Source organism: Nocardia sp. NPDC047654, from assembly GCF_043205035.1.
GTDB lineage: Bacteria > Actinomycetota > Actinomycetes > Mycobacteriales > Mycobacteriaceae > Nocardia.
The window spans coordinates 126,137-144,746 of record NZ_JBIDDF010000014.1; the positions used below are offsets into that span (position 1 = coordinate 126,137).

An 18,610-nucleotide genomic window follows, 5' to 3' on the forward strand; every position below is an offset into this window, starting at 1 on the left:
TGCCCGTCTGTAGCGAAAGATAGGTTAGGCTTACCAGACCTAGCAACCGTATCGCTGATTCCAGGAGCAGCTCGTCGCCGTGACCTCCCTTGCCACCGTGAGGCGGCGACGTCTTTCCGGACTTCTCGTCTCGACCGTTCTGCTCCTGCTCGCCGTGCTCGCCGGCGTCGCGGTCGGCGCCCGCTCGCTCGCGCCGGGGACCGTGTACGACGCCGTGCACCACGCACTCACCTGCCCCGGCGGGCCCTTCGCCTGCGCAGCCGGTTCCACCGAGGAGCAGATCGTGCGCGGCCTGCGTCTGCCCCGCACCGCGCTGGCGCTGGTCTGCGGGTCGGCCCTGGGTATCGCGGGCGCGCTCATCCAGGGCTACACCCGCAATCCGCTCGCCGACGCCGGATTGCTCGGACTCAACGCGGGCGCGGCGTTTCTCGCCGCGCTGAGCACGTATCTGTTCGCCTTCAGCGCACCGGAGCAATACATCTGGTTCGCCTTCGCCGGAGCGCTGATCGCCGGCGTGGTGGTGTTCGCGACCTCGTCGGTGGGTGGCGGCAAGGCGAGCCCGCTGAGTCTCGTGCTCGGGGGCGCCGCGGTCACCGCGTTCCTGCAGGCGATGACGAACGCCGTCGTGCTGTTCGACGCCTCCGCGCTGGACACCTACCGGTTCTGGGTGATCGGCACGGTCGCGGGCCGCGACGCCACGGTGTTCTGGCAGGTGCTGCCGTTCCTGGCGGCGGGCATGCTGCTGGCGGTGCTGGCCGCGCCGGGACTGAACATCCTCGGCCTGGGCGACGAGGTCGCGCGTGGACTCGGCGTGCACGTCGGCCGCAGCCGTGCGCTCGGGCTCGCGTCGGTCGTGCTGCTGACGGGCGCGGCGACGGCGGCGGTCGGTCCGATCGCCTTCCTCGGCCTGGTCGTCCCGCACCTGGCACGCGCGGTCACCGGGCCGGACAATCGCTGGCTGATCCCCTATTCCGGACTGTTCGGCGCGTTGCTGCTGCTGAGCGCCGACGTGGCGGGCCGTCTGGTGGCGCGGCCCGGTGAGTTGGAGGTCGGGGTGACGCTGGCCGTGGTCGGCGTGCCTTTCTTCCTCGCGTTCGTGCGTCGGCGAAAGCTGGTGAACCTGTGACGATCTCGCCGCGAACCACGAGCACGCGTCCCGCACTGCGCGTCGGCCCGGTGTCGGCGGTGCTGCGGCCGCGGATGGTGCTGATCGTCGTGGTCCTGATCGTCCTGGCGCTCGGACTCTTCTGCCTGGACATCGCGGTGGGCGAGTCCCATCTGCCGCTCGGGCGCGTGCTGGACGTGCTCACCGGAGGCGGCACCAGGGCGCAGCGGTTCATCGTGCTGGAGTCGCGGCTGCCGCGCGCGCTCACCGCGCTCGTGGTCGGCCTCGCGCTCGGGCTGTCGGGCGCGATCACCCAGTCCATCCTGCATAATCCGCTCGCCGCGCCGGACATGCTCGGCATCACCTCGGGCGCGAGCCTCGGGGCGGTCGCCGTGCTGGTCGGCACCGGCGGCGCGAGCACCGGACTGGCCGCTTCGGTCGGTGCGCCGCTGGCCGCGCTCGCCGGCGGTCTGCTCACCGCCGCCGCCATCTACCTGCTCGCCTGGGGCCGCACCGCCGCCGGCGGGTACGGCGCCACCGGGCTGCGGCTGGTGCTGATCGGCGTCGGGGTGAACGCCCTGCTGACGGCGGGGATCAGTTGGCTGCTCACCCGTGCCAGCCTGGGGGACGCCCAGCGCGCGCAGCTGTGGCTGAACGGATCGCTCAACGCGGCCGACTCCGCGCACCTGGCGCCCGCCGCGATCGCCGCGGGCGTCGCCGCCCTCGTCGCACTCGCCTCCGCCCGCACCCTCGCCGCGTTGCGCCTCGGCTCCGACACCACACGTGCGCTGGGAGTGCGCATCCAGACCCAGCAGGCCATCCTGATCGGGGCTGCGGTGGTGGCCGCCTCGGTGGCGACCGCCGCCGTCGGGCCGGTCGGCTTCGTCGCCCTCGCCGCGCCGCAGATCGCACGACGCCTGCTGCGCACCCCGGGTGAGCCGCTCGTCGGCTCCGCCGTGGTCGGCGCCATCCTGGTGGTCGGCGCGGATGCCGCCTCGCGCACGCTGTTTCCGGTCGACCTGCCCGTCGGTGTCGTGACCGCGGCATTCGGCGGGCCGTTCCTGCTGTATCTGCTCGTGCGTATGAACCGGAAGGCGACGCTGTCATGACGATCGCGGACATCACCACCCCCGACGCCACGGAGCGGGCGAGCGCTCCGGGGCACCTGCTCGGCGCCGAGCAGGTCACTCTCGGGTACGGCGAGCGGGTGATCGTCGACGGGCTGAGCCTGACCATCACCCCTGGTGTGGTCACGACCGTCATCGGACCCAACGGTTGCGGAAAGTCCACCCTGCTGCGTTCGCTGGGCCGTCTGCTGCGCCCCCGAGAAGGCCGAGTCGTCTTGGACGGCAAGGCCATTTCGACGATGAAGACCAAGGACGTGGCTCGCGTCGTCGGCATGCTTCCGCAGTCGCCGGTCGCGCCGGAAGGACTCACCGTCGCCGATCTGGTCGCCCGCGGACGCCACCCGCACCAGTCCTGGTTCCGGCAATGGTCGGGGACGGACGAAACCGAGGTGACGACCGCGCTGGAACAAACCGGGATCGCCGACCTCGCCGACCGCGCGCTCGACGAGTTGTCCGGCGGGCAACGCCAACGCGCCTGGATCTCGATGGCGCTGGCCCAGGGCACCGACATCCTGCTGCTCGACGAGCCGACCACGTATCTGGATCTGGCGCACTCCATCGAGGTGCTCGACCTGGTGGACCGGTTGCACGCCGATCTCGGGCGCACCGTCGTCATGGTGTTGCACGATCTCAATCTCGCGATCCGCTACAGCGACCAGTTGGTCGTCATGCGCGACGGGCGCGTCGTCGCCGCGGGCGCACCGGGCGAGGTGATATCGGTCGAGCTGCTGCGCGCGGTGTTCGATCTGGACGCGACGGTGCTGGAGGACCCGGTATCGGGCCGCCCGATGATCGTGCCGATCGGGGCGCGGCATGTGCGCGGAAAGGTCGGCGGACCCGCCGACACGGGGGCCGAATCTGCGCCCTATGAGAAATGACACACCAGCTATTTCATGGTTACGACACCCTGTAGTACGCATCGGCGTCGTTGAGTACCTAAAATTGTGGGATGGCAGGTCTTGGTGAACTCGAGAAAGCGGTCATGGACCAGTTGTGGTCGGCCGACGAACCACAAACGGTCCGGCAGGTGCACGAGGCGCTCGCCGCACGCCGTGAGCTCGCGTACACCACGGTGATGACCGTGCTGCAACGCCTCGCGAAGAAGAACCTCGTGGTGCAGCGGCGCGACGACCGCGCGCACCGGTACGCGCCCGTGCACACCCGGGACGAACTCGTGGCCAGTCTGATGGTCGACGCCCTACAGCAGGCCGACGCGGCGGGCAGCCGCGCCGCCGCGCTGGTGCACTTCGTCGAGCAGGTCGGCAAGGACGAGGCTGCCGCCTTGCGCGAAGCACTCGCTAAGCTCGAAGCTACCGAGGACGAGGACTCGGCGCCGCCGCCGCAGTAGACTCCTCGGGCGCCCTGGCCCCACAACGCAGTGAGCTGAGTCGATGAACGCAACCGCGCCGGTCTTCGCCGGACTCGCATTGCTTCTCGCGGGGCCTGCCCCGGCCTTGCTCAGCCGGGCGACCTGGACATACCGGACGCCCCGCGCCGCGCTGGTGCTCTGGCAGGCCATCGCGCTCGCCGCCGTGCTCAGCGCCTTCGGTTCCGGGCTGGCCATCGCCGCCGAGCTGCTCGTGCCCGGCCCCGACGGCCGCCCGACCACCGCGCCGACCCGGGAGATCGACGCGCTCGGCCTGCCGCTGTGGCTGGCCTACGTGTTCGTCTTCGCGCTCACCCTGCTGGTCGGCGCCCGGCTTATCTACGCGGTCATCCGGGTCGGCGTGCACACCCGCAGGCGGCGGGCGCGCCACCGCATGCTCGTGGATCTGCTGGACCAGAGCGGTCCGCACCGGCGCGCGGCCGACATCCGGGTGCTGGCCGCGACCGAGCCCATCGCCTACTGCCTGCCCGGTCTGCGCCAGCGCGTCGTGCTCAGCGAGGGCACCCTGACCAATCTCGCCGACGCCGAGGTCACCGCCATCGTCAGCCACGAACGCTCGCACCTGCGGGCCAGGCACGATCTCGTGCTGGAGGCGTTCACGGCGGTGCACGAGGCATTCCCGAGGGTGGTGCGCAGCAAGGCCGCGCTCGGCTCGGTCAAACTGCTCATCGAACTGCTCGCCGACGACTCGGCGGTCAAGGTCACCGGCCCGAAGCCGCTGGCCCGCGCCCTCGTCGCGTGCGCGAAATCCACCGCGCCGCAAGGCGCGCTCGCCGCAGGCGGCCCGACCACACTCATCCGCATCCAGCGACTCAGCGAGCGGATCGGTGACATCCGCGTCGCCACGGCCGCCTACCTCGGCTCGGCCGCAATTCTGGTGGTGCCGACCCAGGCCGTGGCCGTACCCTGGCTCGTGGAACTGAGCCGCCTGTTCCACGGCTGACTCTCCGGCACGTATCCTGGAGACTCGGCCCGCCTCCGGTCGGCCGCACCCTCTCGCTCCACCCGGCGCGCGTCATAGCCCGCGCCCAGCGCGGTGAACCGCATCGTGCACCGCTCGTCACCCCACCGAACAGCGCGTTCCGCTGGAACGCGCCGTGCGACGAAAGGCACATCCACCTCGTGACCCCCTCGACCACCGTCGCCGCGGCGCCCACCGCGACCTTCGCGGAACTGGGCCTGCCCGCCGTGCTCATACAGGCGCTGCGACGCGACGGCATCGAGACGCCGTTCCCGATCCAGGCCGCCACGGCGCCGGACGTCCTGGCAGGCAAGGACGTACTAGGCCGCGGGCCGACCGGTTCCGGAAAGACCTTGGCCTTCGGCCTCCCGATGCTCGCCCGCTTGATGGGCGCTTCGGCCAAGCCCGGCCGCCCACGCGGACTCGTGCTGGTGCCGACCCGCGAACTGGCCGCGCAGATCGAGCGAGCGCTCGACGAACCGGCCCTCGCGCTCGGCCTGCGGGTGGCCTCGGTGGTCGGCGGCGCCCCGATCAAGCGTCAAGCCGACCGGCTCGCCCGCGGCGTCGATCTGCTCATCGCCACGCCGGGGCGACTCGCCGACCTCATCGCGCAAGGGGCCGCCGACCTGTCCGAGGTGCTGATCACCGCCCTGGACGAGGCCGACCACATGGCCGACATGGGCTTCCTGCCGCAGGTGACCAAGCTGCTCGACCGCACGCCGCGCGACGGCCAGCGCCTGCTGTTCTCCGCCACGCTGGACGGAGAGGTGGACAAACTGGTCAAGCGCTACCTGCGCGCCCCCGTCACGCACTCCACCGCGCCGCCGTCGGCGGCGGTCAGCACGATGTCGCACCATCTGCTGTACGTCGGTGACAAAGTGGCCAAACGGACGGTCGCCACCGAGATCGCCGCCCGCGACGGGCTGACCATCATGTTCGTCCGCACCAAGCACGGCGCCGACCGGCTCGCCAAGCAGCTGCGCGGCGCGGGCATCCCAGCGGGCGTGCTGCACGGCGGCAAGGCGCAGAACAACCGCACCCGCACCCTCGCCGCGTTCGCCGACGGTTCGGTGCCGGTACTGGTCACCACCGACGTCGCGGCGCGCGGCATCCACGTCGACGGGATCTCCCTCGTCGTGCACGTCGATCCCCCGCCGGAGCCCAAGGCTTATCTGCACCGGGCCGGGCGCACCGCCCGCGCGGGCGAGGACGGCGTGGTCGTCACGCTGGTGATGGACGAAGAGCGCCGCGACGTCGAGACCATGGCCCGCAAGGCGGGCGTCGAGGTCGACGGGGTCGCGGTCCGGCCCGGCGACCGCACGCTGATCGAGATCACCGGCGCCCGCAGGCCATCCGGTATTCCGATCGCGGCGGCGGCCGCGCCCGTGGCCGCCCCTGCCGCGGCCTCCGCGAAACCCGCTCGGCGCAAGCCGGGCAGGCGCGGTGAGCAGACGGCGGCCGGTGGCCGTGGCGCCGGTGCGGCGAAGCAATCCGGGAGCCGGTCGGCCGCCGGGACGGGGCGTGGCGGCGAAGCGGTCACCGCGCCCGCGCGCCACCGAGGCAACGGGAAAGTCGCCGCGAGCAACCCTGCCGGACGCGGCGCGGGTTCGGCCACCGGCGCGCCGATTCGCAAATCGGGCACGACCGGCGGGTACCCCGGCCGCGCCGCAGCTTCCACGGCTGGCGACACGCCGGGCCGGACTCGGCGACGCGCCGTGCGTACGCAGCAGTCCCCGTCTCGAAGCAATCGCACAGCAAACTAATACGGTGTCGACGCATCCGGCAGCCGCCGTCCTCTGCGCACTGCTCGCCGCTCTGTTGTTCGCGGTCGCCGCGGTCGCGCAGCAGAGCGCGGCGGCCGCGGTACCGGAGAGCGAGGCACTGATCCGCTCGCTGCTGCGGAGCCCCCGCTGGTGGGGCGGCGTCGTCGGCGACGCGGGCGGATACGCCATGCAGGTCGCCGCGCTCGCCCTCGGCGCGGTCCTGCTGGTGCAGCCGATCCTGGTGAGCATGCTGGTATTCGCGTTGCCGCTGTCCGCCCGGCTCAATCATCGCCGCGTGGCGCCTCGTACCTGGGCGACCGCCGTGGCGCTCACCGCGGCGCTGGCCTGTTTCCTGCTCGTCGGCGATCCCACCGAAGGCAATACCGACGCGCCGCTGCACGAGTGGCTTGTGCCGTTGGGCCTGCTGGTCGGCTTGATCGCCGCCGCAACCGCCGGTGGGATCGCCGCCCCCGACCCGGCGTGGCGCGCGCTGCTGATCGGCGCCGCGAGCGGCGCGCTCTTCGGACTGGCCGCCGCGCTCACCGAGTACGTCACCGGCCTGTTCGAACACGGCCTCGGAAGCGTACTGGGCGGCTGGCAGACCTGGGTGCTGATCGGGGCCGGCATCACCGGCGTCTACCTGCAGCAGCGCGCGTTCCAAGCCGGACCGCTGGCCGCGTCACTGCCCGCCGTCACGGTCGTCGAGCCACTCGCCGCCGCGTTCATCGGCATCGCCGTGCTGGACGAGCGGCTGCGGACGAACACCGTCGGACTCGTCGTCACCACAGGTGCGGTGCTCGTCATGGTCGCCGCGACGATCGCGCTCTCCCGCTCCCAAGCCACCGCCTGAATCCACGCGCGAAGGCGCGGACCGCGCGGACCGACGCCGCGCACCGAACAGGCCGGGCCGTCGGCGCGCATGCCGCGAGGCGCGGATCTCGGCGCGGCGGGCGACAGACCCAGGCGAGTCGGTCCGCGAGCCGGACGCGCGGCCTGCCCATCTCCGCGCTGCCGGACCTGGGCAGTCCGGCAGAACGGCACGCACCGGTCGGCGCCCGGATATCATCGGTCGAGTGCGCTTTCTCCCCGGTCATCAGCCGCCGTACGACCTGACCTACGACGACATCTTCCTCGTCCCGAACCGGACGGACGTCGCGTCGCGCTTCGATGTCGATCTCTCGACGTCCGACGGGTCGGGCACCACCATCCCCATCGTCGTGGCCAACATGACCGCGGTCGCCGGGCGCAGAATGGCCGAGACGGTGGCCCGGCGCGGCGGTATCGTCGTGCTTCCGCAGGACCTGCCGATCACCGCGGCCGCCGACACCATCGCGTTCGTCAAGAGCCGCTCGCTCACCGCTGACACCCCCGTCACCCTCGACCCCGACCGCTCGGTCTCCGAGGCGGTCGCCCTGATGCACAAGCGTGCGCACGGCGCGGTCGTGGTGATCGACGGCGGACGGCCGGTCGGCGTGGTGACCGAGGCCGCCTGCGCCGACGTCGACCGTTTCGCCCGGCTCCGTGAGGTCGCGGTCACCGATTTCGTGCGGGCCCCCGCCAGCACCACCCCGCGCGACCTGTTCGACCTGCTGCACGCCGAGCACGCCGATTTCGCCGTGCTCACCGCCGAGGACGGCACCCTGGCCGGGGTGCTGACCCGCACCGGCGCCCTGCGCGCGGGCATCTACCAGCCCGCCATCGACGCCGCGGGCAGGCTGCGCGTCGCGGCCGCGGTAGGCATCAACGGCGATGTGGCCGCGAAGGCCAAGTCCCTCGTGGATTCGGGCGCCGACCTGCTCGTCATCGACACCGCCCACGGCCACCAGGCCAAGATGCTCGAAACGCTCTCCGCCGTGCGCGATCTCGGGCTCGGCGTCCCGCTGGCGGCGGGCAACGTCGTCTCCGCCGAGGGCACTCGGGATCTCGCGGAGGCGGGTGCGGACATCGTCAAGGTCGGTGTCGGGCCCGGCGCCATGTGCACCACCCGGATGATGACCGGCGTCGGCCGCCCGCAGTTCTCCGCGGTGGCCGAATGCTCCACCGCCGCCCGGGAACTCGGCGTGCACGTCTGGGCCGACGGCGGCGTGCGCCATCCTCGCGACGTGGCGCTCGCGCTGGCCGCGGGGGCGTCCAACGTGATGATCGGCTCCTGGTTCGCCGGCACCTACGAATCGCCCGGTGACCTGCGCGTCGATCGCGACGGCAACGCGTACAAGGAGAGCTTCGGCATGGCCTCCAAGCGGGCCGTCGCCGCCCGCACCGCCTCCGACAGCGAATTCGACCGGGCGCGTAAGGCGCTGTTCGAAGAAGGCATCTCCAGTTCCCGGATGCGGCTGGACCCCGAGCGCCCCGGCGTCGAGGACCTCCTCGATCACATCTGCTCGGGCGTGCGCAGCGCTTGCACCTACGCGGGCGCGCGAACGCTCACCGAATTCCACGAGAAGGCTGTACTCGGCGTGCAGTCCGCCGCCGGGTTCGCCGAAGGCCGCCCACTGCCCGGCGGTTGGTGAGCGCCGACACGCGCATCGCACCGGCACCGGCCCACGCCGCTTCGCGTGTGGGCCGGTAGCATGGTGGTTGCCGGACACCGGCACCACGAGACATTCGCGAAAGGATCCAGTTGTCACCCGCGTCCGAGGGCGCCGCACAGGAGGGCTCCTCTACCGAGCCGGGTGACCGACCCGGCGTCCTCCTCCCCGCAGTAGTCCCATTCCGCCCAGGCCGTCTCGCAGCACCGTGCAGGTGGTGCTGACGATGTCCATCGCGCTCACCGCGCTCAGCCTGATCGGGTTCATCGCACTCACCGCGGGCACGGCCCTGTTCGTCGCCGCGGAATTCTCCCTCACCGCGCTCGAGCGCAGCACCGTCGAGGCGCACGCGCGCACCGGCGACGTCCGCGCCCGCATGGTCCGCAAGGCGCATCGCACCCTGTCGTTCCAGCTGTCGGGCGCCCAGCTCGGTATCACCATCACCACGCTGATCACCGGGTACATCGCCGAGCCGGTGCTGGCCAGGCTGCTGAATCCGCTGTTCACCGCCGCCGGGCTGAGCGAAGCCGCCGCGAGCGGTATCGCCCTGACGCTGGCGCTGGTCCTGGCCACCTCGCTGTCGATGATCTACGGCGAGCTGGTGCCCAAGAACATCGCCATCGCCAAGTCACTGGGCACCGCCCGCGTCACGGCCGGACCGATGATCGCCTTCTCGGTGGTGTTCAAGTGGATGATCCATTTCCTCAACGGCACCGCCAACTGGGTCGTCCGCAGGCTCGGCGTCGAACCCGCCGAGGAGTTGCGCTCGGCCCGCTCGCCGCAGGAACTCGGCTCCCTGGTGCGCACCTCCGCCCTGCGCGGCGCGCTCGACCAGCCCACCGCCCAGGTGATGGACCGTTCCCTGCAGTTCGGCGAGCGCAGCGCGGAGGAACTGATGACCCCGCGGGTGAAGATCGAAGCGTTGGACAAGGACGACACTATCGCCGACCTGATCGACGCGGCAGGCCGCACCGGCTACTCGCGCTTTCCGGTGATCGACGGCGACCTCGACAACACCCTCGGCTTCGTGCACGTCAAGCAGGCCTTCACCCGTCCGGTGCACGCGCGCAGGACGATCCCCCTGTACCGGCTCGCCCAGCCGGTCCCGATCGTGCCGGCCAGCTTGGACGGCGACGAGGTGCTCGAACGCGTCCGCGCCGACGGTATGCAGGTCGCCCTCGTCGTGGACGAGTACGGCGGCACCGCCGGCATGGTCACCATGGAGGACATCATCGAGGAGATCCTCGGTGACGTCCGCGACGAGCACGACGAGGAGGAGCGCGACGTGCGTCGCGTCTCCGACGGCTGGGACTGCTCGGGCCTGCTGCGCATCGACGAGGTCTCCCGGGCCACCGGATACGACGCCCCCGAGGGTGAGTACGAGACGCTGGGCGGCCTCGTGCTGACCAGGCTCGGCCGCATCCCGGTGACGGGTGACGAGGTCGTGTTGCCGAATCCTCGCTCGCAGCAGTGGACGACGGCCGACAGCCCCGACGCGGGCGGCTGGATCGCGCGGGTGGAGCGCATGGACGGACGGCGCATCGACCGGGTCCGGCTGATCCCGGTCGACGCCGACGCCCTCGCGACCAAGGAGCACAGCCATGGGTGACCTGCTCGGCGTCCTGCTCACCGTGGTGCTGCTGGGCGGCAACGCCTTCTTCGTCGCCGCCGAGTTCGCGCTCATCTCCGCCCGCCGCGACCGATTGGAAGCGCTCGCCGCGCAGGGCAAACGCAACGCGAACACCGTCATCCGGGCGGGCGAGAACCTCTCGATGATGCTCGCGGCCGCGCAGCTGGGCATCACCATCTGCTCGATCCTGCTCGGCCGCGTCGGCGAGCCCGCCGTCGCCCACCTGCTGGAAGGCCCGTTCGAGCTGGTCGGCCTGCCCGAACAGCTGCTGCACCCGGTGGCGTTCGCCCTCGCGCTGACCATCGTGGTCATCCTGCACATCCTGTTCGGCGAGATGATCCCGAAGAACATCGCGCTGGCCGGACCGGAACGCAGCGCGCTGTTGCTGGTGCCGCTGCATCTGATGTGGCTGCGGCTGGCCCGCCCGCTCATCGCGCTGTACAATCTGGCCGCCAATCTGTCGCTGCGCCTGCTGCGGATCGAGCCGAAGGACGAGCTCGAGGCCACCGTCTCGACGGTCGAACTGGCCGAGATGATCGGTGAGTCCCGCTCCGAGGGGCTGCTCGACGAGGAAGAGCACCGCCGTCTCACCCAGGCCCTCGGCACCAGCGACCGCGTGGTCGCCGACGTGATGGTGCCTCGGGACGCGACCCGATCGATCCCACTGCGCGGCAACGGGACCACGCTCGGGGACATCGAGTCCGCCGTCGCCGAGACCGGCTTCTCCCGCTTCCCGGTGCGGGCGAACGACGGCTCATTGGTCGGGTACCTGCACGTCAAGGATGTGCTGGACAAGGTCGCCGACGAGAGCGCCGGTCCGGGGACGCCGATCCCGCGCACCGACATCCGCCCGCTGCCGACGGTCGGCATGAAGACCACGCTCTACGAGGCGCTCGCCCGGCTGCGCCGCACCAACAGCCATCTCGGCCGCGTGGTCGACGACCGGGGCAACACCACCGGGATCGTCGCCCTGGAGGACTTGGTCGAGGAGTTCGTCGGCACCGTCCGAGACGGAACGCACCGGGTGGGCGAATGACGATCGGCATCACCGGCGCGCGCGAGGTGCGGTGATCATGCGGGTGTTGTCCGGTGCGCGGTGGCGGGCGTCCGCCGCCGCGCACCGGGCCCGGCTGGACGATCTGGTCGGGCCCTATCTCGAGCGGCGGGCGCAAGGGTCCTCGCACCCGGTGATCGACTTCTTGTTCACCTACTACGGACACAAACCCGCCCAATTACGGCGCTGGCATCCGGGATACGGCATCGGCCTGGCGGATGCCGCCGAGTACGACGGCGCCCGTGGGTATCACCGTGCCGACGAAGCGACCGACTCGACAACCGGGGACCCCGCCGGGCGGAGCGTCTATACGGCCGATCCCGCCTACCTGGTCAAACGCAGGGACACCGTCGCGTTCGTCGCGAAACTGCTGCGCGCCACCGCGTCCCGCCCCGCCCAGCTGTCCTGTTTCGGCCTGCATGAATGGGCGATGGTGTATCGGACCGACAATATCCGCCACCAGAAGGTGCCGCTGCGGCTCGGGCGCGCGGGCACCGACGCGGTGGTCGACTCGATGTCGCTGCGATGCACGCATTTCGACGCCTACCGCTTCTTCACCCCGGACGCCGTCGGCCGCAATGCCGAGCCGCTCACCCGCGACGACCAGATCCATCGCGAACAGCCGGGCTGTCTGCACGCGAACATGGACCTGTACAAGTGGGGCTTCAAGCTGGTCCCGCTGATCCCTTCGGAGTTGTTGCTGGATTGCTTCGAGTCGGCTTGCGCCGCACGCGAACTCGACATGCGCGCCAGCCCCTACGACCTGTCCGGGTTCGGCTACGACCCGGTGCGCATCGAGACGCCCGCCGGACGAGCCGAGTACGTCCGCGCCCAGTCCGCGTTGGCCGAACGCGCCGCCGAACTGCGCCGAACCTTTCTGAGCGTCTGCGACGAACTGCTGGCATCGGACGAGTGCACGGCATCGGTCCACCGACGCTGACGCCGCCGCAGCCCAACGGAAAACTTCCCGGATCCGTGCGGATTCGACGAAACCCTCCGCGCAAGTTACCGAGGATTACTACCATTCAGTCAGTTCAGTGCTGACTGTCCCAGTCACTCTGGTAGCCACGCTCGACAACGAAGTTGGGGGGTCGCGACGATGCGCCCACTGGCCAGGCTGTGCCGTGCCAAACCGCTCGCTCTGCTCACCATCGGCATGGTCACAGCCGTGCTGCTGCCCGCGAGCGCCGCGGCCGATCCGCCTTCGGAGATCCGGAACGCCGTCCAGGAGTTCCTCGACGTCGGGCGCACCTCGGTGCCCCGCGCCGACTGCGGACCGGGCGCCGCACCCGAGAACGGCCTGCAAGGCGATGTCACCGCCGCCGACCGCGACAGTGGGCGCAGTACGCAGGGGTACCGATGCAATATCTCGTTCGTCGGCGGTTATGCGGGCCGCGGTGCGGGCATCACCTCCACCAGCTTCGAGCACTGCGCCTATCTCGGCTCGTTCTTTCCCGGCGACCTGATCAGCGAGGGGCGCGGCGTCCAGGTGCTCGACGTGTCCGATCCGGCGCATCCGCGCCCGACCATGACGCTGACCGAGCCCGCCATGCTCGCGGGCACCTGGGAGAGCCTCAAGGTCAACACCGAGCGCAAATTGCTGGTCGGTACCGGCGTCCCGTTCCTGGAGGGCGTGGGCTACCTGTCGGTCTACGACGTCTCCGACTGCGCGCATCCGCGACTGCTCAATCCCGGTCCTGGCACGAATCTCGCGATGCCGCTGCCGATCACCACGCACGAAGGCGGCTTCTCCCCGGACGGCAACACGTACTGGGCCTCGGGAATCGCACCCGGATTCGTCAGCGCCGTCGACCTGACCGATCCGGCGAACCCGCACGTCGTCTGGCAGGGACTGACCGGCATCGAGGCGCACGGCTTCGGCATCAGCCCCGACGGCAACCGGATGTATATTTCCGCGCTCGGCGGCTTCACCGTCCTCGACATCAGCGCGGTGCAGCGCCGCGACCCGAACCCGCAGGTGCACCACCTCGGCCGGACGTTCTGGACGGACGGCTGGGCGACCCAGCACAGTGTCCCGGTCAGTTACGACGGCAAACCCTACCTCTACACCGTCGACGAGGGCGGTTCCGGCGGCGTCAAACTCATCGACATCTCCGACGAGACCGCGCCCGAGGTGGTGGGCAAGATCAAGCTCGAGATCAACCTGCCCCAGCATCTCGACAGCAATATCGGCTCCTCCATGGGCGGTTCCGCCTTCGCCTACGAATCGCACTACTGCGCCGCGGACCGGCAGGCGAACCCGACCGCCCTGGCCTGCGGGTGGATCTCCTCGGGCATCCGGGTCTTCGACATCCGCGATCCCTACGCCATCCGCGAGATCGCCTACTACAACCCGCCCGCCCGCACCGGGCAGAACCTGAGCCTGTGGAACTCGCCGCACGCGCTCGCCTCGATCATCGGCGTTCCGCTGATGAGCGCACCGTCGGCGCTGCGCGCCGTGCTGGAGGGAGAGTTCGATCCGCTGGATGCCACCACCGCGCGCACCGGCCGGCTCGCCTTCGGCGACGTGTCCACCGACTGGTGTCTCTCGCCGCCGGAATGGCGCGGCACGCAACTCTACGTCGCGTGCTCGGACAACGGTTTCATGGTGCTGCAACTGGACGACGACGTGTATTCGCCACCGCCGGACCAGCACTCGATCGTCGGGTCGTAGCGATGCGGCACTGGACGCGCGTCGCGGCCCTGGCTTCGGCGGCCTTCGCGCTGCTCGTGCTCGGCGCCGCGCTGCGCCCCGTGATCTTTCCGGAAGGCCGGTCCGCGACACCGATTCTCACCGACGTGGAGATCGGCTTCGTCCAGGACATGACCACCCATCACCAGCAAGCGCTGCTCATGGTGCAGCGGCTGGATCGCTCGGTCGATCCGGCGATCGCCCGGCTGGCCGAGCAACTCGACCGGACCCAGCGCCTGGAGATCGGCACCATGCTCGGCTGGCTGCGCCTGGCGGACGCGGCCCCCGGCTCGGCGCATCCGATGGCGTGGATGCACAGCGCGGACACGTCAGCGCATCGGCATCCGGCAGCGCACAGCGCCGCCGCCCCGCCCATGCCGGGGATGGCGAGCACGGCTGAATTGGACACCTTGGCGTCGGCGCGTGGCCGCGACGCGGAAATCCTGTTCCTGCAGTTGATGCTTCGCCATCACCGGGGCGGCATCGCGATGGCCGAGGCCGCCGACGGTCTGCTGCGCTCCGGGCCGGTCAAGGAGATCGCCCGGTCCATGGTCCACGGTCAGGGTCAGGAAGCGGGGGTGATGGGCATGCTGCTCGCCCAGCGCGGGGCTCCGGTACTGCCGTGACCGTCGGTCACGACGCCACATGCAACCCGAAACCGCTCGCCCCCAGCGCCTCACGCCCCGGCTCGAGGCGCAGGCTCCGGTCGTAGTCGCCCCCGGCTTGCGAGCGGTACCGAATCGGCTCCAGCCGCGCCAGCTCCGACATCCGCTGCCGTAGGTCGAGCGCGACGTCGCCGAACCGCGGGGAGTCCAGCCGGATGGTGTCGTGCACCAGGAATGGCGGCAGTACATCCATGCCGGTGTAATACAGGATGCCGTGGTGGATCGGGAACAGCAGATCCTCGACCGGGCCGTTGATCCCGCGATCGGAGTACGACGGCTGCTTGCCCCCGACCGCGACCACGAGCATCGCACGCCGGCCCGCCAGGACGCCCGCCCCGTACCTGGGCACCGCCTCACCCCCGGCCCCATAGGCGAACCCGCAGGTGAGAACCCGATCCACCCAGCCCTTCATGATCGCGGGCATGCCGAACCACCAGAGCGGGAAGTGCAGCACGACAGCGTCGGCCCACAGCAGTTTCTCCTGCTCGGCGCGGATGTCGGGGCTCAGCGTCCCGTCGCGGTAGGCCACGCCCGAAGCCAGCATGAAGTTGGACTCCTCGACCGCACCGAAATCCTCGGTGTCGGCGGCGGCCTTCCAGCCCATCGCGTAGAGGTCGGTGACCCGCACGTCGTGCCCGTCCGCCCGCAATTGCCGCACGGCCACGTCTTTGAGCGCACCGGTGAGTGAATCCGGCTTCGGGTGGGCGTACACGATCAGTACGTTCATTCCGGCTTTCGTCACATCTCGGCGCAACAGCGTTCGGAACAGCGGATATTCCGCCATCCCCTCGACCTGCGCGGACGCGCGACGGCAGACGGACTGCCGCGATGGCGTGGAATGCCCCGGCGGGGCGTCTCGCCGCCCACGAGCCGCGGGCGATCTCGTTCGCGGTTCGGTGACCGGATCGAGATCCGCCGAGCGTCTGGGGCAGTTACGGCCGGCATGGTGCGCATCCCGCGCGCCGCAGGCGGCATCGCCACCGAAGACGTCGAGCGAATGCGCATTGCGCATGGCACGGCACCGAGCGAACGGGCCGAGGCACCCGGTCGGGCTCGGCAAGTTCGCCCATCAGCACGTTCCGAACGGGCGGGGGCGAGATCGACGACCCGTGCCTGAATCACGCGGCTCGCCGGAACGACCGGTTCGTGGGCGATCGGCGAGATCATCGTCCTCGGTAGCGTGGCAGGTCGCCCGAAGACCATCCAGCGACGCCGGGACGGTATGGTCGGCTGAGCCGGGTCATGATCGTCGGCCGGGAGAGGTTGGGCAGCGGATGATTCGGACGGATACGTTCACGGTGCCGGGTCACGTGCGTGGCTATCCGGGAGTGGCGTTCGGCGGATATGTGGCGGGCCTGCTGGCCGCGGCGAGCGGCGCCGCGCAGGTGCGCGTCGACTTCCGGCGCGCAGTTTCCGTGAATTCCCCGGTTGTGCTGGCCGCCGACGGTTCGGGCGGCGCGGCGCTCACCGATCAGGAGGGCACGGTGCTCGCCGAGGCGTCCGCGTCGACGGTTACGGTGACGCCGCGGCCCGCGCCCTCTTGGGCGGAGGCACGGGCGGCGACTGCGACCGCCGACGTGCTGCGCAAGATGAGCCACTGCTACGGCTGCGGAGCCGCCTGCACACCCGGTCGAGGCTTGCGCCTGTCGCCCTGGGCCATGCCGACGCACGACATGGTCGTCGCCGCCTGGAAACCTGATCCACTGCTCGGCGGACCCGGCGGCTTCCTGTCCACCGAAAACGTCTGGGCCGCATTGGATTGTCCCGGCGGCTGGGCCGCGATGGCCCTGCGTGACCTGCGTCCGGGAGCGGTGACCGCCGCCCTCACCGCCACCCAGTTCGAACCGGTCCGCGCCGGCGATCCCTACCTCTCCTACGGCTGGCCGATCTCCGCGAACGGCCGGAAACACATGGTCGGCGTGGCATTGGCCCGCGAAGACGGCACGCTCTGCGCCCTCGCCGAAGCTCTCTGGATCGAGCCCCGGCAGCCGCTGCCGTTCGAATGGTGATCCATCCCACCAGCACCTGTCGGTGGCTATCGGTAACGTCCGCGCCATGCCCTCGTCGGTACACGAAGTCCTCATCGAATTGGTCCGCCGCAGACCAACTTTGGTCGCCGAGCTGCTCACTTCCACGCTCGGCCTGGCACTTCCCGAGTTCGATCACGCCCGCGTCGATTCCGGCGACCTACCGGACATCGAGCCGACCGAGTATCGCGCGGACCTGGTCGTCACCCTCACCGACGCCGACGTCCCGGTTCTCGGCATCGTCGTGGAGGTGCAACTGCAGCGCGACGACGACAAGGCCTGGAGGTGGCCGGTCTACCTGACGACCTTGCGTGCTCGCCTGCGCTGCCTGGTCCTGCTCGTCGTCGTGTGCCCGAACGAACGTGCCGCGGGGCACTGCCGCCGCCCGATCACCGTCGCGCCCGGGTTCACCCTGTCGCCGATGGTCCTCAGCCCGGCCAACGTGCCGGTGGTCAGCGACACCCACACCGCGCTCGAGCGCCCCGACCTGACCGCCCTGTCCGCCATCGCCCACCGCAACGACCCCGAACGCGACTCGATTCTCACCGCCCTCGCCGCGACAGCACACGACTCCGCGGACGGTAAAAGGTACATTGACCTGGTACTGGCCGCACTGCCGAAAGCAGCGGCCCGGCACTTCCTGGAGATGCTGATGACGACCGACACGTCCCCGTACTACAGCCAGTACTTCAAGCAGCTGTACGCCGACGGCATGGCCGAAGGCGAGGCCAAGGGCGAGGCCAAGGCGTTGCTCACCATGCTCGGTGCCCGCGGATTCGACGTCCCTGCGGCACTCATCGCCGAGATCGAGGCCTGCACCGATCATGCGCGCCTCACAGAGTGGATCACCCGTGCCGCCACGGCGAGCGCGCTCGAGGAGATCTTCGGCGACCGGCTTCAGTGAGTGTCGACGAAGCGGTACCACTGGCCGTCGAACGCGGAGTACTCGATGCCGTTGGTGGCGGGTGGGCCGAGGTGTGGTGGGGTGGCCGGGTCGCGGAAGAACGCGAAGCCTTCGGAATTCGAGTCGCCCGCCTGGGTGTAGAACAGGCAGCCGCCGTCACGGGGCGTGACGAAGGTGATGGTGTAGACGCCCAGGCGGGTGCGCTGGCCGGGGTGGGCACAGTCGACGGCTTGATCTTCGAGAATGCCGCGAGACAGCCGCCAGCCGGTGTCCTCCGGGACGTCGTACAGTGTCAGCGCCACCAGGACGCCGATCAGCACGGGTGAGGCGAGGCTGTAGAAGAAGGCCCGGTAGCGCAGCAGGCCGAGCAGCCCGAACAGGACGGCGATTCCGCCGAGCACGCCGAGGACCACCCACAGCACGACGAGAGTGGGAAACGTGCCCTCCGCGGCGAGTTGCCAGAACAGCGCCGCGCAGCAGAGCGCGACCAGGGCGGTCAGCAGCCCCATCCACAGCACGAACCAACGAGGAATACGCGACCGTGTGCGCACGGAGCCGGTGGAGTTCACGTGTTCAAGATACGAGGGGCAGGGGTTTCGCGCGCGGGATCGGTGCCGAAATCGCCCGGCCCCCTGACGATCCCCATGCCGGGGAAGCCGCTTCGAGCGTGACAGATAGCCCGCGGCGCCGACGCACGTCCAATTCGAGAATCCGCGCGCGAGAGTTCCTGCGATCCGGTGCGGCCATGTCCGCCGAATTCGGACAAC

17 protein-coding genes are annotated in these 18,610 nt (G+C 70.4%); 15 read left to right on the forward strand and 2 right to left on the reverse strand.

Going from position 1 to position 18,610, the window contains the following annotated elements; all coding sequences use genetic code 11:
• The first annotated feature begins 79 nt into the window (after nt 1-79).
• From ACGF7Y_RS28205 to ACGF7Y_RS28265, 13 genes are all read left to right on the forward strand, one after another.
• Entirely contained in the window at nt 80-1,126 is a 1,047-nt protein-coding gene (locus ACGF7Y_RS28205) for a FecCD family ABC transporter permease (RefSeq protein ID WP_393238743.1), read from the forward strand.
• On the forward strand, nt 1,123-2,214 hold the full coding sequence (locus tag ACGF7Y_RS28210) for a FecCD family ABC transporter permease (RefSeq protein ID WP_393238746.1): 1,092 nt from the start codon (nt 1,123-1,125) through the stop codon (nt 2,212-2,214). The genes ACGF7Y_RS28205 and ACGF7Y_RS28210 overlap by 4 nt, the downstream gene beginning before the upstream one ends.
• Nucleotides 2,211-3,110 (forward strand): ABC transporter ATP-binding protein, encoded by a 900-nt coding sequence (locus ACGF7Y_RS28215; protein ID WP_393238749.1) that lies wholly within the window; start codon nt 2,211-2,213, stop codon nt 3,108-3,110. The genes ACGF7Y_RS28210 and ACGF7Y_RS28215 overlap by 4 nt, the downstream gene beginning before the upstream one ends.
• 71 nt (nt 3,111-3,181) lie before the next feature.
• A complete protein-coding gene (locus tag ACGF7Y_RS28220) occupies nt 3,182-3,580 on the forward strand; it encodes a BlaI/MecI/CopY family transcriptional regulator (RefSeq protein ID WP_040866505.1) in 399 nt (132 codons plus the stop codon).
• 43 nt (nt 3,581-3,623) lie between these two features.
• Nucleotides 3,624-4,562, forward strand: a complete 939-nt coding sequence (locus tag ACGF7Y_RS28225) for a M56 family metallopeptidase (protein WP_393238752.1) — start codon at nt 3,624-3,626, stop codon at nt 4,560-4,562.
• 179 nt (nt 4,563-4,741) lie between these two features.
• The gene (locus ACGF7Y_RS28230) at nt 4,742-6,343 is read left to right on the forward strand and encodes a DEAD/DEAH box helicase (protein WP_393238755.1); all 1,602 of its coding nucleotides are present in this window, start codon (nt 4,742-4,744) and stop codon (nt 6,341-6,343) included.
• A gap of 4 nt (nt 6,344-6,347) precedes the next feature.
• On the forward strand, nt 6,348-7,193 hold the full coding sequence (locus ACGF7Y_RS28235; RefSeq protein WP_393238758.1) for a DMT family transporter: 846 nt from the start codon (nt 6,348-6,350) through the stop codon (nt 7,191-7,193).
• Nucleotides 7,194-7,416: 223 nt separating this feature from the next.
• Nucleotides 7,417-8,853 carry a GuaB1 family IMP dehydrogenase-related protein gene (locus ACGF7Y_RS28240; RefSeq protein WP_393238761.1) on the forward strand — a complete coding sequence of 479 codons (1,437 nt, stop codon included), beginning with the start codon at nt 7,417-7,419 and terminating at the stop codon, nt 8,851-8,853.
• A 244-nt stretch (nt 8,854-9,097) separates the two neighbouring features.
• Nucleotides 9,098-10,480, forward strand: coding sequence for a hemolysin family protein (locus tag ACGF7Y_RS28245; RefSeq protein WP_393238912.1), 1,383 nt, complete (start codon nt 9,098-9,100; stop codon nt 10,478-10,480).
• Nucleotides 10,473-11,537: a hemolysin family protein gene (locus tag ACGF7Y_RS28250; protein ID WP_393238764.1), complete on the forward strand. Its 1,065-nt coding sequence runs from the start codon at nt 10,473-10,475 to the stop codon at nt 11,535-11,537. The genes ACGF7Y_RS28245 and ACGF7Y_RS28250 overlap by 8 nt, the downstream gene beginning before the upstream one ends.
• Nucleotides 11,538-11,574: 37 nt before the next feature.
• Nucleotides 11,575-12,495 carry a 3-methyladenine DNA glycosylase gene (locus tag ACGF7Y_RS28255; protein WP_393238767.1) on the forward strand — a complete coding sequence of 307 codons (921 nt, stop codon included), beginning with the start codon at nt 11,575-11,577 and terminating at the stop codon, nt 12,493-12,495.
• A gap of 159 nt (nt 12,496-12,654) precedes the next feature.
• The gene (locus ACGF7Y_RS28260; RefSeq protein WP_393238770.1) at nt 12,655-14,229 is read left to right on the forward strand and encodes an LVIVD repeat-containing protein; all 1,575 of its coding nucleotides are present in this window, start codon (nt 12,655-12,657) and stop codon (nt 14,227-14,229) included.
• Nucleotides 14,230-14,231: 2 nt separating this feature from the next.
• Nucleotides 14,232-14,873, forward strand: coding sequence for a DUF305 domain-containing protein (locus tag ACGF7Y_RS28265; protein WP_393238773.1), 642 nt, complete (start codon nt 14,232-14,234; stop codon nt 14,871-14,873).
• 7 nt (nt 14,874-14,880) lie between these two features.
• Here ACGF7Y_RS28265 and ACGF7Y_RS28270 read toward each other — a convergent pair whose 3' ends face one another.
• Complete coding sequence (locus tag ACGF7Y_RS28270; RefSeq protein WP_393238776.1) at nt 14,881-15,639, reverse strand: NAD(P)H-dependent oxidoreductase; 759 nt, start codon at nt 15,637-15,639, stop codon at nt 14,881-14,883.
• A 547-nt stretch (nt 15,640-16,186) separates the two neighbouring features.
• Between ACGF7Y_RS28270 and ACGF7Y_RS28275 the strand changes: the two genes are divergently transcribed.
• Entirely contained in the window at nt 16,187-16,921 is a 735-nt protein-coding gene (locus ACGF7Y_RS28275; protein ID WP_393238779.1) for a PaaI family thioesterase, read from the forward strand.
• Nucleotides 16,922-16,967: 46 nt separating this feature from the next.
• Nucleotides 16,968-17,843 (forward strand): hypothetical protein, encoded by an 876-nt coding sequence (locus ACGF7Y_RS28280; protein ID WP_393238782.1) that lies wholly within the window; start codon nt 16,968-16,970, stop codon nt 17,841-17,843.
• Here the strand turns inward: ACGF7Y_RS28280 and ACGF7Y_RS28285 are convergent.
• Nucleotides 17,837-18,412, reverse strand: a complete 576-nt coding sequence (locus tag ACGF7Y_RS28285; protein WP_393238785.1) for a hypothetical protein — start codon at nt 18,410-18,412, stop codon at nt 17,837-17,839. The genes ACGF7Y_RS28280 and ACGF7Y_RS28285 overlap by 7 nt on opposite strands.
• Nucleotides 18,413-18,610 lie beyond the last annotated feature (198 nt).

Excerpts from the sequence above, each read along its gene's own strand:
- ACGF7Y_RS28275 (WP_393238779.1), top strand. The coding sequence starts at position 16,187 with ATGATTCGGACGGATACGTTCACGGTGCCGGGTCACGTGCGTGGCTAT.
- ACGF7Y_RS28215 (WP_393238749.1), top strand. The coding sequence starts at position 2,211 with ATGACGATCGCGGACATCACCACCCCCGACGCCACGGAGCGGGCGAGC.
- ACGF7Y_RS28255 (WP_393238767.1), top strand. The coding sequence starts at position 11,575 with ATGCGGGTGTTGTCCGGTGCGCGGTGGCGGGCGTCCGCCGCCGCGCAC.
- ACGF7Y_RS28270 (WP_393238776.1), bottom strand. The coding sequence starts at position 15,639 with ATGAACGTACTGATCGTGTACGCCCACCCGAAGCCGGATTCACTCACC.
- ACGF7Y_RS28245 (WP_393238912.1), top strand. The coding sequence starts at position 9,098 with ATGTCCATCGCGCTCACCGCGCTCAGCCTGATCGGGTTCATCGCACTC.
- ACGF7Y_RS28250 (WP_393238764.1), top strand. The coding sequence starts at position 10,473 with ATGGGTGACCTGCTCGGCGTCCTGCTCACCGTGGTGCTGCTGGGCGGC.
- ACGF7Y_RS28265 (WP_393238773.1), top strand. The coding sequence starts at position 14,232 with ATGCGGCACTGGACGCGCGTCGCGGCCCTGGCTTCGGCGGCCTTCGCG.
- ACGF7Y_RS28260 (WP_393238770.1), top strand. The coding sequence starts at position 12,655 with ATGCGCCCACTGGCCAGGCTGTGCCGTGCCAAACCGCTCGCTCTGCTC.
- ACGF7Y_RS28220 (WP_040866505.1), top strand. The coding sequence starts at position 3,182 with ATGGCAGGTCTTGGTGAACTCGAGAAAGCGGTCATGGACCAGTTGTGG.
- ACGF7Y_RS28280 (WP_393238782.1), top strand. The coding sequence starts at position 16,968 with ATGCCCTCGTCGGTACACGAAGTCCTCATCGAATTGGTCCGCCGCAGA.
- ACGF7Y_RS28225 (WP_393238752.1), top strand. The coding sequence starts at position 3,624 with ATGAACGCAACCGCGCCGGTCTTCGCCGGACTCGCATTGCTTCTCGCG.